At 57.8% G+C, this 17,196-nt stretch carries 15 protein-coding genes; 12 read left to right on the top strand and 3 right to left on the bottom strand.

The features are described 5' to 3' along the window. Positions 1-204: 204 nt before the first annotated feature. Together clpA and clpS are read right to left on the bottom strand one after the other, a co-directional pair. The gene (clpA, locus tag ACZRMH_RS02950; RefSeq protein WP_464012076.1) at positions 205-2,475 is read right to left on the bottom strand and encodes an ATP-dependent Clp protease ATP-binding subunit ClpA; all 2,271 of its coding nucleotides are present in this window, start codon (positions 2,473-2,475) and stop codon (positions 205-207) included. A gap of 29 nt (positions 2,476-2,504) precedes the next feature. Further along, complete coding sequence (gene clpS / locus ACZRMH_RS02945) at positions 2,505-2,867, bottom strand: ATP-dependent Clp protease adapter ClpS (RefSeq protein ID WP_464012075.1); 363 nt, start codon at positions 2,865-2,867, stop codon at positions 2,505-2,507. Between the two features lie 229 nt (positions 2,868-3,096). Between clpS and ACZRMH_RS02940 the strand changes: the two genes are divergently transcribed. Continuing rightward, positions 3,097-3,375: a cold shock domain-containing protein gene (locus tag ACZRMH_RS02940; protein WP_464012186.1), complete on the top strand. Its 279-nt coding sequence runs from the start codon at positions 3,097-3,099 to the stop codon at positions 3,373-3,375. A gap of 66 nt (positions 3,376-3,441) precedes the next feature. Here the strand turns inward: ACZRMH_RS02940 and icd are convergent, their stop codons facing one another. After that, complete coding sequence (gene icd, locus ACZRMH_RS02935; RefSeq protein WP_464012074.1) at positions 3,442-4,698, bottom strand: NADP-dependent isocitrate dehydrogenase; 1,257 nt, start codon at positions 4,696-4,698, stop codon at positions 3,442-3,444. Positions 4,699-5,161: 463 nt separating this feature from the next. On the opposite strand from icd, the gene ACZRMH_RS02930 reads away from it, so the two are divergent. The 11 genes from ACZRMH_RS02930 (at position 5,162) to ACZRMH_RS02880 (ending at position 17,170) form a co-directional block, all read left to right on the top strand. Then, positions 5,162-7,387, top strand: coding sequence for an NADP-dependent isocitrate dehydrogenase (locus ACZRMH_RS02930; protein WP_464012073.1), 2,226 nt, complete (start codon positions 5,162-5,164; stop codon positions 7,385-7,387). Between the two features lie 194 nt (positions 7,388-7,581). Further along, positions 7,582-8,028 (top strand): NUDIX hydrolase, encoded by a 447-nt coding sequence (locus tag ACZRMH_RS02925; RefSeq protein WP_464012072.1) that lies wholly within the window; start codon positions 7,582-7,584, stop codon positions 8,026-8,028. A gap of 59 nt (positions 8,029-8,087) precedes the next feature. Beyond that, entirely contained in the window at positions 8,088-9,221 is a 1,134-nt protein-coding gene (gene mnmA, locus ACZRMH_RS02920) for a tRNA 2-thiouridine(34) synthase MnmA (RefSeq protein ID WP_464012071.1), read from the top strand. Beyond that, entirely contained in the window at positions 9,218-9,841 is a 624-nt protein-coding gene (gene hflD, locus ACZRMH_RS02915) for a high frequency lysogenization protein HflD (protein ID WP_464012070.1), read from the top strand. The genes mnmA and hflD overlap by 4 nt, the downstream gene beginning before the upstream one ends. 127 nt (positions 9,842-9,968) lie before the next feature. After that, positions 9,969-11,339: an adenylosuccinate lyase gene (purB, locus tag ACZRMH_RS02910; RefSeq protein ID WP_464012069.1), complete on the top strand. Its 1,371-nt coding sequence runs from the start codon at positions 9,969-9,971 to the stop codon at positions 11,337-11,339. An 83-nt stretch (positions 11,340-11,422) separates the two neighbouring features. Further along, positions 11,423-12,589: a ribosomal protein uL16 3-hydroxylase gene (locus ACZRMH_RS02905; RefSeq protein ID WP_464012068.1), complete on the top strand. Its 1,167-nt coding sequence runs from the start codon at positions 11,423-11,425 to the stop codon at positions 12,587-12,589. After that, positions 12,582-13,004, top strand: a complete 423-nt coding sequence (locus ACZRMH_RS02900; RefSeq protein WP_095003299.1) for a GNAT family N-acetyltransferase — start codon at positions 12,582-12,584, stop codon at positions 13,002-13,004. Before ACZRMH_RS02905 ends, ACZRMH_RS02900 begins: the two co-directional genes overlap by 8 nt. A gap of 222 nt (positions 13,005-13,226) precedes the next feature. Beyond that, the gene (locus ACZRMH_RS02895; protein ID WP_464012067.1) at positions 13,227-13,970 is read left to right on the top strand and encodes a secretin N-terminal domain-containing protein; all 744 of its coding nucleotides are present in this window, start codon (positions 13,227-13,229) and stop codon (positions 13,968-13,970) included. Positions 13,971-14,212: 242 nt separating this feature from the next. Then, on the top strand, positions 14,213-15,538 hold the full coding sequence (gene aceA, locus ACZRMH_RS02890) for an isocitrate lyase (RefSeq protein WP_235571037.1): 1,326 nt from the start codon (positions 14,213-14,215) through the stop codon (positions 15,536-15,538). 533 nt (positions 15,539-16,071) lie between these two features. Next, the gene (locus ACZRMH_RS02885) at positions 16,072-16,485 is read left to right on the top strand and encodes an NADH-quinone oxidoreductase subunit A (protein WP_048358577.1); all 414 of its coding nucleotides are present in this window, start codon (positions 16,072-16,074) and stop codon (positions 16,483-16,485) included. A gap of 10 nt (positions 16,486-16,495) precedes the next feature. Then, entirely contained in the window at positions 16,496-17,170 is a 675-nt protein-coding gene (locus ACZRMH_RS02880) for a NuoB/complex I 20 kDa subunit family protein (RefSeq protein ID WP_016780200.1), read from the top strand. The last annotated feature ends 26 nt before the right edge of the window (positions 17,171-17,196 follow it).

Genomic DNA, 17,196 nt, shown 5'->3' with positions numbered 1-17,196 from the left:
CTAATACCAGTCAGTTAAGGAGAACCGTGGGGAACCTGTGGGAGCGGGCTTGCTCGCGATTGGAGCGACGCGGTTTAACTGTCAAACCGCGTTGCACCAATCGCGAGCAAGCCCGCTCCCACCGAGACTCCCCACAGGGATTTAGCATCCCACTTAACTGATCGGCATTAGCCCGAAGGCGCCTTTCATTACTGCAGAGTTACATCAAGCCATTTCGACTGCGGTTTCAAACTCGAAGGTCAGCTCACCGTTTTCCAGGTCGATATGTACCACACCGCCATGATCGGCCAGCTCACCAAAGAGAATCTCCTCAGCCAGCGGACGCTTGATCTTGTCCTGGATCAAACGTGCCATCGGCCGTGCGCCCATCAGAGCATCATAGCCACCTGCAGCCAACCAGCCACGCGCCGCATCCGACACTTCAAGCTGCACATGCTTGTCTTCCAGCTGCGCCTGCAGTTCGGTAAGGAACTTGTCCACCACGTGCTTGATAACCTCGTGACTGAGGCGACCAAACTGGATGATGGTGTCCAGGCGGTTGCGGAACTCGGGGGTAAAGCTCTTCTTGATCGCTTCCATGGCATCGGAAGCATGATCCTGATGAGTAAAGCCCATCGAGGCCCGGGAAGCTGTTTCAGCACCGGCGTTGGTGGTCATGATCACGATCACGTTGCGGAAATCCGCCTTGCGCCCGTTGTTATCGGTCAGGGTGCCGTGATCCATGACCTGCAGCAGCAGGTTGAAGACTTCCGGGTGGGCCTTCTCGATCTCATCGAGCAGCAACACACAATGTGGCTGCTTGGTGATTGCTTCGGTCAACAGACCGCCCTGATCGAAACCGACATAGCCCGGAGGCGCACCGATCAGACGCGATACGGTGTGGCGCTCCATGTACTCGGACATGTCGAAGCGGATCAGCTCGATCCCCAGGGCCTTGGCCAACTGGCGTGCCGCCTCGGTTTTGCCGACACCGGTAGGCCCGGCGAACAGGAACGAACCCACCGGCTTGTCTGGTGACTTGAGCCCGGCACGGGACAACTTGATCGCAGTGGACAGCGAATCGATCGCCGCATCCTGACCGAATACAGTCAGGCGCAGGTCGCGCTCAAGGTTGCGCAACAGCTCCTTGTCCGAGACCGAAACGTGTTTAGGCGGAATACGGGCGATTTTCGCCACGATATCTTCAACCTGTGCCACCTCGATACGCTTGACCCGGCTTTCGACCGGCTGCAGACGCTGATAAGCACCCGCTTCGTCGATCACATCAATGGCCTTGTCCGGCATATGCCGGTCATTGATATAGCGCGAGGCCAGCTCAGCCGCTGCACGCAGGGCCTCATCGCTGTACTCGATGCCGTGATGCTGTTCGAAGCGGCCTTTGAGGCCACGCAGAATACCGATGGTGTCTTCAACCGAAGGCTCGGACACGTCGACTTTCTGGAAACGTCGCGCCAGGGCACGGTCTTTCTCGAAAATTCCGCGGAATTCCTGGAACGTGGTCGAGCCGATGCAACGAATGTCGCCCGAAGACAACAGCGGCTTGAGCAGGTTCGAAGCATCCATCACCCCGCCGGAAGCGGCACCGGCACCGATAATGGTGTGGATTTCGTCGATAAACAGAATCGCCTGCGGGCGTTTTTTCAGCTCACCGAGCAGCGCCTTGAAGCGCTTCTCGAAATCACCACGGTACTTGGTGCCCGCCAGCAAGGCGCCGAGATCCAGGGAGTAGACAATGCTGTTAGCCAGCAGGTCCGGCACCTGATTGTCGACAATGCGCTTGGCCAGGCCTTCGGCAATGGCGGTTTTACCCACACCGGCCTCACCCACCAGCAACGGGTTGTTTTTGCGACGACGCGCCAGGATCTGGGCAACGCGCTCAACTTCCATTTCACGACCCACCAGCGGATCAATCCGGCCCTGACGGGCCAGTTCGTTCAGGTTGCTGGCATAAGCGTCCAGAGGATTGCTCGAAGACGACGACTCGCCGCCCTCTTCATCCTGCATTTCATGGTCGCTGTCGGTGTGATCGCCATGCCCCGGCACCTTGGAGATGCCATGGGCAATAAAGTTGACCACATCAATGCGCGCAACGCTCTGCTGCTTGAGCAGAAACACCGCCTGGCTTTCCTGCTCGCTGAAAATCGCGACCAGCACATTGGCGCCCGTCACTTCACGCTTGCCGGAGCTTTGTACGTGGAAAACGGCACGCTGCAAGACACGCTGAAAGCCCAGGGTTGGCTGGGTTTCACGATCTTCGTCGTGGATGGGAATCAGGGGGGTGGTGGAGTCAATAAACTCTTGCAGGTCATGCTTGAGTTTGTCGAGGTTTGCGCCACAGGCGCGTAGAACGGTTGCGGCCGCCTCATTATCCAGGAGCGCTAAAAGGAGATGTTCAACCGTCATGAATTCATGACGTTTGGAACGGGCTTCCTTGAAGGCAAGATTGAGGGTGACTTCGAGCTCGCGATTTAACATGGCTTCACCTCATACCCAAGTGGTCGGCGTTAACCGTCCTTCTCGATTTCACAGAGTAGCGGATGCTGGCTTTCGCGTGCGTACTGATTTACCTGCGCTGCCTTGGTCTCGGCGATGTCGCGGGTATAGATGCCGCACACAGCCCGTCCTTCTGTATGGACGGCCAGCATGACCTTGGTCGCCAATTCGCGATTCAAGTTAAAAAACACCTCTAGAATTTCGACAACGAAATCCATTGGCGTGTAGTCATCATTGAACAAAACCACCTTGTACATCGGCGGCGCCTGAAGCGCAGGCTTAGCCTCTTGCACAGCCAAGCCAGCGGAATCTTCGTCATCAAAATCGGGTTGATCTTGATTGAATGTTAGTCGAGTCTGGCTGATTGCATGCATGGAAAAAAAGGTTCGTCGTTGATGGTGCAATTACAGTGATGGAGGCAAACGTGTCAAATTTCAACACCGCCGCCGCGTGACCTTGACTATCGGTAAAACGGTGTTACAACCATATAGTACCCACAGTGGGAAAAATGGTCCGCACAGTCAACCATATTTACTGGTTTCTGTGCGAGTTGACTGGATAATACTCCAGTGATGGAGTTGTTTGCAGCAGAGGGATATGAGTATGCAAGGCAAGGTCAAGTGGTTCAACAACGCCAAGGGCTTCGGCTTTATTAATACGCAGGCCAAGGAAGGCATCGATGAACACGGAAACCCGATCGACTTTTTTGCACATTTTTCAGCAATCCAGATGGACGGTTACAAGACGCTCAAGGCTGGCCAGCCTGTGAGCTTCGAAATAATCCAGGGCCCCAAGGGCCTGCATGCTGTTGCCATCACCAATGCTCAAGTCCCTGCCAGCACTTCGGTGGCTGCGCAAGAGGTAACCAGCCTCCCGGTCTGACCCGCCGCAAAAAAAACCGACCGATTCAATCACTCGAATCGGCCGGTTTTTTTATGCCTGCTCAGTTCACATATGTGCAATCAGCGCATCGCCGAAGCCCGACGACGAAACCAGCGTGGCACCGTCCATCAACCGCTCGAAGTCGTAGGTCACGGTTTTGGCCGAAATCGCGCCATTGGTGCCCTTGATGATCAGGTCGGCAGCCTCTACCCAGCCCATATGCCGCAGCATCATTTCCGCTGACAGGATCAAGGAACCCGGGTTGACCTGATCCTTGCCCGCATACTTGGGCGCCGTACCATGGGTAGCTTCGAACATGGCAATGGTGTCGGACAGGTTGGCCCCTGGCGCAATGCCGATGCCGCCCACTTCAGCAGCCAGGGCATCGGACAGGTAGTCACCGTTGAGATTGAGCGTGGCGATCACGTCATATTCGGCAGGCCGCAGCAGGATCTGCTGGAGCATGGCATCGGCGATCGCGTCCTTGACGATCACATTGCGCCCGGTTTTCGGGTTTTTGAACTGCATCCACGGGCCGCCGTCGAGCAAGGTCGCACCGAACTCTTCAGCCGCCACCTCATAGGCCCACTCCTTGAAGGCACCCTCGGTGAACTTCATGATGTTGCCTTTATGCACGATGGTCAGGGATTCGCGGTCGTTATCCACCACGTATTGCAGGGCCTTGCGCGCCAGGCGTTTGGTGCCCTCTTTTGACACGGGCTTGACCCCGATCCCGCAGTCCTGGTCGAAACGGATCTTGGTCACACCCATTTCTTCTTTCAGGAACTTGATCACCTTGATCGCTTCAGGCGAGCCGGCCTTCCATTCAATCCCGGCATAGATGTCTTCGGAGTTTTCGCGAAAGATCGTCATATCGACGTCGCCGGGCTTTTTCACCGGGCTGGGCACACCTTCAAACCAGCGCACCGGACGCAGGCATACATACAGATCAAGCTGTTGGCGCAGGGCAACGTTCAGGGAGCGAATACCGCCACCCACCGGAGTTGTCAGCGGACCTTTGATCGACACCACATAATCCTTTACCGCATCCAGGGTTTCCTGAGGCAGCCAGGTGTCCTGGTCATAGACCTGGGTGGCTTTCTCCCCTGCATAAACTTCCATCCAGGAAATCTTGCGCTTGCCGGCGTAGGCCTTGTTCACCGCCGCATCCACAACCTTGATCATCACCGGACTGATATCGACACCGATGCCATCCCCCTCAATGTAAGGAATGATGGGGTTGTCGGGAACATTGAGCGAGTGGTCGGCGTTGACGGTGATTTTCTCACCTGCGGCTGGAACCTTGATCTTGTTGTATCCCATGCTGAACTCCATTTGTGGGTGGAACATCATGCCGATCCCGAGCGTACCCCAGTTAAATTGACACGCAAACTTAATGTTCCGCACACACAGCACCAACCTCCGCAAATTGCCCCGAAACCCCAGTAAACAGGGGTTAAAACGCCAAAAACAAGGGCATTTTGCCGCAGGGACTTAGACCAATGGATGATTCGTGATAGGCCGCACCCCTCGCAGGAACATTAGTGACCTATGTATACTGCGCCGGTGACCACGGAGTCACAGTGAAACACCTACTGGAATGAGTCTTTCAGGCCTAGAAAGGCTGAGCCGTTACCCCGGCTCGACCGCTTGACGCTCTACTGATGCATTCACATCACCGCGAAGAACCTCGACTTTCGGCTCATTGTTCACTGTGAACGAAAGCGCCTACCCTGCGCATCTCGAGAATCTGAGCACGCTCAGCAAAGAAGAGAGTTAATCCGAAATGCCCAACCGTTCGAAGATCATCTACACCTTCACCGACGAAGCTCCGGCGCTCGCCACCTATTCACTGCTGCCTATCATCGAAGCCTTCACTGCGCCCGCTGATATTGCCGTTGAGACGCGTGACATCTCTCTCGCAGGCCGGATCCTTTCCAGCTTCCCCGAGCAATTGGGTGCCAAGGCCGTAGCGGACCACCTCGCCGAACTGGGCGCTCTGGCCGTAACCCCTGAAGCCAATATCATCAAGCTGCCGAACATCAGCGCCTCGGTCCCGCAATTGCAGGCCGCCATCAAGGAACTGCAAGCACAGGGCTTTGATATCCCGGACTACCCGGAAACCGTGACCACCGACGCCGACAAAGAAGTCAAGGCGCGTTACAGCAAGGTCATGGGCAGCGCCGTAAACCCGGTACTGCGCGAAGGCAACTCCGACCGCCGCGCCCCGCTGTCGGTCAAGAACTACGCGCGCAAGCACCCGCACAAAATGGGTGCATGGACTGCAGACTCCAAGTCCCACGTGGCTCACATGAGCGAAGGCGACTTCTACGGCAGCGAAAAAGCTGCCCTGATCGAAGCCCCGGGCAGCGTTAAAATCGAATTGATCGCTCAAGACGGCACCACCACCGTCCTGAAAGAAAAAACCGCCGTTCAGGCCGGTGAGATCATCGACTGCTCCGTGATGAGCAAAACAGCCCTGCGCCAGTTCGTAGCGGCCGAAATCGAAGACGCCAAGAAAAAAGGCGTACTGTTCTCGGTTCACCTCAAAGCCACCATGATGAAGGTTTCCGACCCGATCATGTTTGGTCAGATCGTGGCCGAGTTCTACAAGGGTGCGCTGGAAAAACACGCAGACGTCCTGAAAGAAATCGGTTTCAACCTGAACAACGGTATCGGCGACCTGTACGCCCGCATCAAGGCACTGCCAGCCGAGAAGCAGGCCGAGATCGAAGCCGATATCCAGGCCGTGTACGCTGATCGCCCTGCACTGGCGATGGTGAATTCGGACAAAGGCATCACCAACCTGCACGTGCCAAGCGACGTGATCGTCGACGCCTCGATGCCTGCCATGATTCGTGATTCCGGCAAAATGTGGAACACCGAAGGCAAGCTGCAGGACACCAAGGCCGTGATCCCGGATCGCTGCTACGCCACCATCTACCAGGCGACCATCGAAGACTGCCAGAAACACGGCGCTTTCGATCCGACCACCATGGGCAGCGTGCCAAACGTTGGCCTGATGGCGCAAAAAGCCGAAGAGTACGGCTCCCACGACAAGACATTCCAGATCAAGACCCCGGGTGTTGTTCGGGTAACCGACAGCAACGGCAACGTGCTGATGGAACAGAACGTCGAAGAAGGCGATATCTGGCGCATGTGCCAGGCCAAAGACGCGCCGATCCGCGACTGGGTAAAACTGGCCGTCAACCGTGCCCGTGCCAGCAACACCCCGGCCGTGTTCTGGCTGGACCCAAAGCGCAGCCACGACGCTGAAATGATCAAAAAGGTAGAAACCTACCTGAAGGATCACGACACCAGCGGCCTGGACATTCGCATCATGGCGCCGGTCGATGCCATGAAGTTCACCCTGGAACGCACCCGTGCCGGCCAGGACACCATCTCGGTGACCGGCAACGTACTGCGCGACTACCTGACTGACCTGTTCCCGATCATGGAACTGGGCACCAGCGCCAAAATGCTGTCGATCGTTCCGCTGATGAATGGCGGCGGTCTGTTTGAAACCGGCGCAGGCGGTTCGGCACCCAAGCACGTACAACAACTGCTGGAAGAAAACTTCCTGCGCTGGGACTCGCTGGGTGAATTCCTGGCCCTGGCCGCTTCCCTGGAGCACCTGGGCACAACCTACAACAACCCGAAAGCGTTGGTGTTGGCCAAGACCCTGGACCAGGCTACCGGCCAGTTCCTCGACAACAACAAATCGCCATCGCGCAAAGTCGGCAACATCGACAACCGCGGTAGCCACTTCTACCTGGCGCTGTACTGGGCTCAGGCCCTGGCTGCCCAGACTGAAGACAAAGAGCTGCAAGCCCTGTTTGCTCCAGTAGCAAAAGCCATGGCCGAGAACGAGGCAAAAATCGTTGCCGAACTCAACGCCGTGCAGGGCAAGCCGGTCGACATCGGTGGTTACTACCACGCCGACGCCGACAAGGTGAGCAAGGTAATGCGCCCTAGCGCCACGCTGAACGCGATCATCGCTTCGCTGGTGTAAGAGCAACGAGCAACACCACAGACCCCGGCCCACGACGCCGGGGTTTGTGTTTTTACAGCCCATACAAACCCTGTGGGAGCGGGCTTGCTCGCGATAGCATCAGCGCGTAAAAAGCACAGACCGATGCGCCTGCATCGCGAGCAAGCCCGCTCCCACAGGGGATATGCATCCACCAATAAATCGAGACCCACCCCATGGAATGGAAACCCCATATCACCGTCGCCACTGTCGTTGAAGACAACGGCCGTTTTCTGATGGTCGAAGAGCTAAAGCGCGACCGCCCTGTGCTCAATCAACCCGCCGGGCACCTGGACCCGAATGAGAGCCTGATCGACGCCGCCATCCGCGAAACCCTCGAAGAAACCGGCTATGACGTCGAACTGACCGGCGTCATCGGCATTTATCTGTACACCGCCCCCAGCAATGGTGTGACCTACCAGCGCGTATGCTTTGCCGGCAAGGCCGTCAAGCACCACCCCGAATACTCGCTGGACACCGGCATCATTGGCCCGCTGTGGCTGACCCGAGACGAGTTGCTGGAGCAACGCGAACGCTGGCGCAGCGAGCTGACCCTGCAGTGCATCGACGATTATCTGGGCGGCAAACTGTTCGACCTGTCGTTAATCCGCCCTTCGGTTTAGCCTTGAGCGCTCGGGCCTGCTAGAATCGCGTCCTTTTTCAAGACACTCATTGAATCCTTATGCGTGATCCAGCCCTAGTCGCCCCCGAAAAGCAGCGCGTCATTGTCGGCATGTCCGGCGGTGTCGATTCTTCCGTTTCCGCCGTTCTGCTCATGGAGCAGGGCTACCAGGTGGAAGGCCTGTTCATGAAGAACTGGGAGGAAGACGACGGAACGGATTACTGCACTGCCATGGACGATCTGGCAGACGCCCAGGCCGTGTGCGACAAAATTGGCATCAAGCTGCACACCGCCAATTTTGCCGCCGAGTACTGGGACAACGTGTTCGAACACTTCCTGGCCGAATACAAGGCCGGTCGCACGCCGAACCCGGACATCCTGTGCAACCGCGAAATCAAGTTCAAGGCCTTCCTGGACTACGCCCTGATGCTCGGCGCCGACCTGATTGCCACCGGCCACTATGTGCGCCGTCGTGACATTGACGGCCGTACCGAGCTGCTCAAGGGCCTGGACCCGAACAAGGACCAGAGCTACTTCCTCCACGCTGTCGGCGGCGAGCAGATCGCCAAGACCCTGTTCCCGGTCGGCGAGCTGGAAAAACCCGAAGTGCGCCGCATCGCCGAGAAACACGACCTGGCCACCGCGAAGAAAAAAGACTCCACCGGAATCTGCTTTATCGGCGAACGCCGCTTCAGCGACTTCCTCAAGCAATACCTGCCGGCACAACCGGGCGAGATCAAAACCACTGAAGGTGAAGTGATCGGCCGCCATCACGGCCTGATGTACCACACCATCGGCCAGCGCCAGGGCCTGGGCATTGGCGGCCTGAAAGACGCCAGTGACGAGCCGTGGTACGTGCTGGTCAAGGATCTGGAGCACAACGAGCTGATTGTCGGCCAGGGCAACGACCACCCATGGCTGTTCTCCGGCGCCCTGCTGGCTTCCGAGATCTATTGGGTCAATCCGATCGACCTGAGCACCCCTCTGCGCCTGACCGCCAAGGTGCGTTATCGCCAGAGTGACCAGCCCTGCACCCTGGAAAAAACCGCTACCGGCTACCGCGCCACCTTCGATGACCCGCAACGCGCGGTCACCCCCGGTCAATCCGTGGTGTTCTACGATGGCGAAGTCTGCCTCGGTGGTGGCGTGATCGAAGTGGCCGAGCCCTGGTCGAGCAAGGGCAAGCGCCCATGAACCCGACTCAGGAGCAACTGATAGCCCTGGGCGGCGTGTTTCTGGCCGCTGTACTGGTGGACAAGATCGCCAAGACCGGCCAGGTCAGCGAGGCCGACCTGGCCTGCATGCTCGGCACTTTGCTGGTGCGCGACCCCAAGGACACCCTGGAAGTCTTTGGCGGCGACGACATCAACCTGCGCGAAGGCTATCGCGCCCTGATCGGCGCCCTTGAGCGCGACCCCAACACCCTGCAGCGCGAGCCTTTGCGCTACGCACTGTCGATGCTCGGCCTGGAGCGTCAACTGGCCAAGCGTGACGACATGCTGGAAATGATCGGCAAGCGCTTGCCGCAGATCCAGTCCCAGGTCGAGCACTTCGGCCCGGCCCACGAAAACGTGGTCGCCGCCTGTGGCGCGCTGTACCAGGACACCCTGAGCACTTTGCGCCAGCGCATTCAGGTACACGGCGACATGCGCAACCTGCAACAGCCGAACAATGCTGCAAAAATTCGCGCCCTGCTGCTGGCCGGTATCCGCTCGGCGCGGCTCTGGCGCCAGCTGGGTGGCCATCGCTGGCAGCTGGTGTTCAGCCGCCGCAAGCTGCTCAAAGAGCTTTATCCGATGTTGCGCGGCAACTAAAAGCCGCCAGCAGGCACAGATTTAAAAATCGATACGCGTATGACGCCGGTCACTTGGCAACGGACCGGCCGTTTTTTCATGTATGATACGCGCCCCATTTCGTTGCCCGACTGTCCGAGAACACCCCATGAAGCTCTCTTCGCTCACTGCGGTTTCCCCTGTTGACGGCCGCTACGCCGGCAAAACCCAGGCCCTGCGCCCAATTTTCAGCGAGTACGGCCTGATCCGTGCCCGCGTTCTGGTTGAAGTCCGCTGGCTCCAGCGCCTGGCTGCTCACGCTGCCATCCCTGAAGTCCCGGCTTTCTCAGCCGAAGCCAACGCCGTTCTCAATGAACTGGCCGAAAACTTCTCTCTGGAGCACGCCGAGCGTGTCAAAGAGATCGAGCGCACCACCAACCACGACGTAAAAGCCATTGAGTACCTGCTCAAGGAACAGGCTGCCAAGCTGCCTGAACTGGCCAATGTCAGCGAATTCATCCACTTTGCCTGCACCAGCGAGGACATCAACAACCTGTCCCACGCCCTGATGCTGCGCGAAGGCCGTGATGAGGTGATGCTGCCGCTGATGCGTCAAACCGCACAAGCCATCCGCGAACTGGCCATCAAGTTCGCTGACGTGCCAATGCTGTCGCGCACCCATGGCCAACCGGCTTCGCCCACCACCCTGGGCAAAGAACTGGCCAACGTGGTTTACCGTCTTGAGCGTCAAATCGCGCAAGTGGCTGCTGTACCGCTGCTGGGCAAAATCAACGGCGCCGTGGGCAACTACAACGCCCACCTGTCGGCCTACCCGCAGATCGACTGGGAAGAAAACGCCCGCGCCTTTATCGAAGACGAGCTGGGCCTGGGCTTCAACCCCTACACCACGCAGATCGAACCGCACGACTACATTGCCGAGCTGTTCGACGCCATCGCGCGCTTCAACACCATCCTGATCGACTTCGATCGCGATATCTGGGGCTATATCTCCCTGGGCTACTTCAAGCAGCGCACCATCGCTGGCGAGATCGGCTCGTCGACCATGCCGCACAAGGTCAACCCGATCGACTTCGAGAACTCCGAAGGCAACCTGGGGATCGCCAACGCCCTGTTCCAGCATTTGGCCAGCAAGTTGCCAATCTCCCGCTGGCAGCGCGACCTGACCGACTCCACCGTACTGCGCAACCTCGGTGTGGGCTTTGCTCACAGTGTGATCGCGTACGAAGCCAGCCTCAAAGGCATCAGCAAGCTTGAGCTTAACGCTCAGAAAATCGCTGCTGATCTGGACGCTTGCTGGGAAGTGCTGGCCGAGCCGATTCAGACCGTAATGCGCCGCTACAACATCGAAAACCCGTACGAGAAGCTCAAAGAGCTGACCCGCGGCAAGGGCATCAGCCCTGAAGCACTGCAAACTTTCATCGACGGCCTTGAAATGCCGGAAGCGGCCAAAGCCGAGCTGAAACTGCTGACCCCTGCCAACTACATTGGCAACGCGGTCGAGCAAGCCAAGCGTATCTGATCGCTGCAACGACCTATTAACGCCCGGCCGTGCCGGGCGTTTTTATTCCCGATTACAAAGTGCAATTTTTCAATAGGTTACACATGAATCCTGATATTCCTCTTCAACTTCTGGGCGGCATCACTGCGCGCGAGTTCATGCGCGACTACTGGCAGAAAAAACCGCTGCTGGTGCGCCAGGCGATTCCTGACTTCGAAAGCCCGATCGACGCCGACGAGCTGGCCGGCCTGGCCCTTGAAGAAGAAGTCGAATCGCGCCTGATCATCGAACACGGCGAGCGCCCATGGGAACTGCGCCGCGGCCCGTTCGCCGAAGACGAATTCGGCAAATTGCCAGAGCGCGAGTGGACCCTGCTGGTGCAAGCGGTCGATCAGTTCGTGCCTGAAGTCAACGAACTGCTGGAAAACTTCCGCTTCCTGCCAAGCTGGCGCATCGACGACGTGATGATCAGCTACGCCGCCCCCGGTGGCAGCGTCGGCCCGCACTTCGACAACTACGATGTGTTCCTGCTGCAAGGTCACGGCCAGCGTCACTGGCAGATCGGCCAGATGTGCGACACCGACAGCAAAATGCTCGAACATGCCGACCTGCGCATCCTCGCCGACTTCCAGGCCACCGACGAGTGGACCCTGGAGCCCGGCGACATGCTCTACCTGCCACCGCGCCTGGCCCACTGCGGCGTCGCCGTGGACGACTGCCTGACCTACTCGGTAGGCTTCCGCGCACCGAGCGCCGCTGAAGTGCTGACCCACTTCACCGACTTCCTCAGCCAGTACCTGTCGGACGAAGAGCGCTACACCGACGCCGATGCACAACCGGTAAGCGATCCGCACCAGATCCAGCGCGACGCACTCGACCGCCTCAAAGGCTTGCTGGCTGAGCACATGAGCGACGAGCGCATGCTGCTGACCTGGTTCGGCCAGTTCATGACCGAGCCACGCTACCCGGAACTCGTGGTCGGCCCTGAACTCGAAGAAGAAGACCTGCTGGGCAGCCTGGAACAGGGCGCCATCCTGATCCGCAACCCAAGCGCCCGCCTGGCCTGGTCCGAAGTGGATGACGACCTGCTGCTGTTCGCCAGCGGTCAAAGCCGCCTGCTGCCGGGCAAGCTGCGCGAACTGCTGAAACTGGTCTGCGCCGCCGACGCACTGCACAGTGACAACCTCGGCACATGGCTGGCCGATGAAGATGGACGCAACCTGCTCTGTGAGCTGGTTAAACAAGGAAGCCTGGGGTTCGCTGATGAATAGCATTCACGTACGTGTCGCCGACTGGCAAAAGGACAACGCCGAACTTCGACGCATTCGTGAGGCGGTGTTTATTGCCGAACAATCTGTACCTCCAGAACTGGAGTGGGATGCAGACGATGCCGATGCTGTGCATTTTCTGGCCTATGAAGGCGATTTTCCGATTGGTACCGCCCGGCTGCTGCCGGACGGCCATATCGGCCGCGTATCGGTCCTGAAAGACTGGCGCGGCCTGAAAGTCGGCGACGCACTGATGCAAGCCACGATTCTTGAAGCCGAGAAACGCGGGCTGAAGCAACAAATGCTCAGCGCCCAGGTGCATGCCACGCCGTTCTACGAGCGCCTGGGTTTCAAGATCGTCAGTGATGAATTCCTCGAAGCCGGGATTCCCCACGTCGATATGGTGCGTGTGAGCTAAGTTTCACGACTGGCACTTTTCCCTGTGGGAGCGGGCTTGCTCGCGATGCAGGCGACGCGGTGAGTCAGCAATAATGAGTCGCAGCCATCGCGGGCAAGCCAGCCCCACAGCAGTGCATTGCCATAGCCCCCACAAAACGCCCTGCCATCCACGGATCGCAGGGCGTTTTGCTATCTGGCACACTCACACCCAGTACTTTCAAGCATTGCGGAGATAACGGACATGTCCCTACGCGCCATCATTGCCAGCCTCTTGCTGCTAACCAGCCTCAGCGCCCTGGCCGAAACACAGGTGATCACCCTGCAAAACCGTACCAGCGCCGATCTGCTGCCCATTGCGCAGAACTTTATCGGCAAAAACGGCAAAGTCAGCGCCTATGGCAATCAACTGATCGTCGAAGCAGCGCCCTCCAAAATCAAAAACCTCGAAGACCTCCTCGCACAACTCGACCAGCCCGCCAAACGCCTGCTGATCAGCGTCGACACCAGCGACAGCAACCTTGCAAATACCGACCCGAACACCCGGATAATCAGCACCGCCAGCCGCGACGGCGGCACCCAGCAAATCCAGACCAGCGAAGGCACCCCGGCCTTTATCCAGACTGGTCAAAGCGTGCCCCTGACCAGCGCCCAGACAGACGCCTACGGCCGCGTACTGACCCAGACTGATTATCGCAACGTCACCCGGGGTTTTTACGTCACGGCCAGCGTTACAGGTGAAACGGTACACCTGGCGATCAGTACCACTCGTGACCGCATGAGCCAGGAACAGCCGGATGTAGTGAACATGCAAAGTACCGACACACAGGTCAGCGGCCCTCTTGGGCAGTGGATCACCCTGGCGGGCAGCAATGGCCGCAACCAGGCCGATAACCCGGCGCAAACCCGCAGCTACTCTACGCAGAGCCGGGATGACTTGACCGTACGGGTCAAAGTCGAGGTACTCGACCAAAAGGGCCAAAACTGACTGACAAGTCGTATTTGCACAGTTATGTAGTGTTATAAAAAAAGCACTACAAAACATTTGACGCCTTAAAAATGCAAGGGCATGATGGCCCCGCTCCCGCTGATCAGAGGCCCCGCAAAGGCTCTGGGGCCTGTACCGCCTGTAGCGAGCAGCCATTCACGCACGTATACGAACAACAGTGTTGTGTGCCTGGTGGAGCGACCATTTTTTCAATCCAGACCTATGCAACGAGGTTTATCACCATGGCACTGACACGCGAACAGCAAATTGCAGCCCTTGAGAAAGACTGGGCCGAAAACCCACGCTGGAAAGGCGTGACTCGCGATTACTCCGCTGCTGACGTGGTCCGCCTGCGCGGCTCGGTACAACCCGAGCACACCTTTGCAAAAATGGGTGCCGACAAGCTGTGGAAACTGGTGACACAGGGCGCACACCCGTCCTTCCGTCCTGAAAAAGATTTCGTCAACTGCATGGGCGCCCTGACCGGGGGCCAAGCGGTACAACAGGTTAAAGCCGGTATCCAGGCTATCTACCTGTCGGGTTGGCAAGTGGCGGCAGACAACAACTCTGCCGAATCCATGTACCCGGATCAGTCGCTGTACCCGGTGGACTCCGTACCTACCGTGGTCAAGCGCATCAACAACTCGTTCCGTCGTGCTGACCAGATCCAGTGGAAAGCCGGTAAAAACCCGGGTGACCAGGGCTATATCGACTACTTCGCACCGATCGTGGCCGATGCTGAAGCCGGTTTCGGCGGCGTACTCAACGCCTACGAGTTGATGAAAAGCATGATCGAAGCAGGCGCCGCCGGCGTTCACTTCGAAGACCAACTTGCATCAGTGAAAAAATGCGGCCACATGGGCGGCAAGGTACTGGTACCGACCCAGGAAGCCGTACAGAAACTGACCGCTGCCCGTCTGGCCGCTGACGTGGCTGGCACGCCGACCATTATCCTGGCCCGCACCGACGCCAACGCGGCTGACCTGCTGACCTCCGATTGCGACCCGTACGATCAGCCGTTCGTGACCGGCGAGCGCACCAAGGAAGGCTTCTACAAAGTACGCGCTGGCCTGGACCAGGCTATCGCTCGCGGTCTGGCCTACGCTCCTTATGCCGACCTGATCTGGTGCGAAACCGCCAAGCCGGACCTGGACGAAGCCCGTCGCTTTGCCGAAGCGATCAAAAAGGAATACCCGGACCAACTGTTGTCGTACAACTGCTCGCCTTCCTTCAACTGGAAGAAAAACCTGGACGACGCGACCATCGCCAAGTTCCAGCGCGAACTGTCGGCAATGGGCTACAAGCACCAGTTCATCACCCTGGCTGGCATCCACAACATGTGGCACAGCATGTTCAACCTGGCGCACGACTACGCCCGCAATGACATGACTGCCTACGTGAAACTGCAAGAGCAGGAATTCGCTGACGCCAGCAAGGGCTACACCTTTGTGGCGCACCAGCAGGAAGTGGGCACCGGCTACTTCGACGACATGACCACCGTGATCCAGGGTGGCTCGTCTTCGGTAACCGCCCTGACCGGCTCGACTGAAGAAGAACAGTTCCACTGATAGTGGAACCAAGGACATTGCCCGGCCGGTAAAGCAACAACGCAATGCCATGCACATGACGCCCCGACTGGTTCGGGGCGTTTTTTTTGCCCCGAACATTTGCATCCCCTCCCACAAGAAACCAACGCGACCTAGCGACAAAACCCTGACCCAGATCCATACCGCAAAACAAAAACCGGGTTAAAAAGCCAAGTTCCAAACTTGCCAACCAGGCCTATATAAGCCAAGTTCAACCGGAACAAAGCACAGCGCCGCACTTAAACAATATTGATTATCATTTAGAGTTGCTATTGTTGATTACCGGCGCTGTAAAACATAAACAACAAATCAGGCTGTAACGCCCACAGCACATGGCGTACAGCACATTCGAGGAAGGCCATACCACTAAAGGACTGAATTAATTCATCTTAGAAAATTTACTTGCTGGGTGTTTAGCCATAAAATCCCCGCAATCAATAGCACTGCGACATAACGTCACTGCTTTATTACCTTTTCAAGCTCAGAGACCTTTGCTCTCTGTTAAGGATTCCAGCATGCCCGAAGCGACAGGACTCATAGCCCACAACTGGGGCTTTGCCATTTTCCTTCTCGGTGTTGTCGGCCTTTGTGCCTTCATGCTCGGTGTTTCCAGCCTTCTCGGGTCAAAAGCCTGGGGACGCAGCAAAAACGAACCGTTCGAGTCCGGCATGCTACCTACCGGTGGCGCCCGCTTGCGGCTCTCAGCCAAATTCTATCTGGTCGCGATGCTGTTCGTGATCTTCGATATCGAAGCCCTCTATCTCTTTGCATGGTCTGTGTCTGTTCGCGAAAGCGGCTGGACCGGATTCGTCGAAGCTCTCGTTTTCATAGCAATTCTGTTGGCAGGCCTTGTCTACCTATTTCGGGTGGGTGCTCTTGATTGGGCACCGGAAGCTCGTCGTAAGCGGCAGGCCAAGCTGAAACAATGAGGCTTTGGCAATGCAATACGAACTTACCAGGATCGACCCGGACGCTCCTAACGAGCAATACCCGATCGGCACACGGGAAACCGTTGCCGATCCGTTAGAAGATCAAGTCCACAAAAACATCTTCATGGGCAAGCTGGAAGACGTGCTGAACGGCACGGTCAACTGGGGGCGTAAAAACTCCCTGTGGCCGTACAACTTCGGCCTGTCGTGCTGCTACGTGGAAATGACCACCGCCTTCACGGCGCCCCACGACATCGCGCGCTTTGGCGCCGAAGTTATCCGGGCATCGCCGCGTCAGGCGGATTTTATGGTTATCGCCGGTACCTGCTTCATCAAGATGGCGCCGATCATCCAGCGTCTCTATGAGCAAATGCTTGAGCCTAAATGGGTTATCTCCATGGGTTCTTGCGCCAACTCCGGTGGCATGTACGACATCTACTCCGTGGTTCAAGGGGTCGACAAGTTCCTGCCCGTGGACGTTTACGTGCCAGGCTGCCCACCCCGCCCTGAGGCTTTCCTGCAAGGCTTGATGCTCTTGCAGGAGTCGATTGGCCAGGAGCGTCGCCCACTTTCCTGGGTTGTCGGCGAACAAGGCGTTTACCGCGCCGAGATGCCGTCGCAAAAGGAACAGCGCCGTGAACAGCGTATTCAGGTAACCAACCTGCGCAGCCCCGACGAAGTCTGATCCAGCGCCGTTTCTACTCAATAGAA

This window comes from Pseudomonas sp. B414 (genome assembly GCF_055408445.1).
This window is presented reverse-complemented; position numbering and strand designations above follow the sequence as displayed.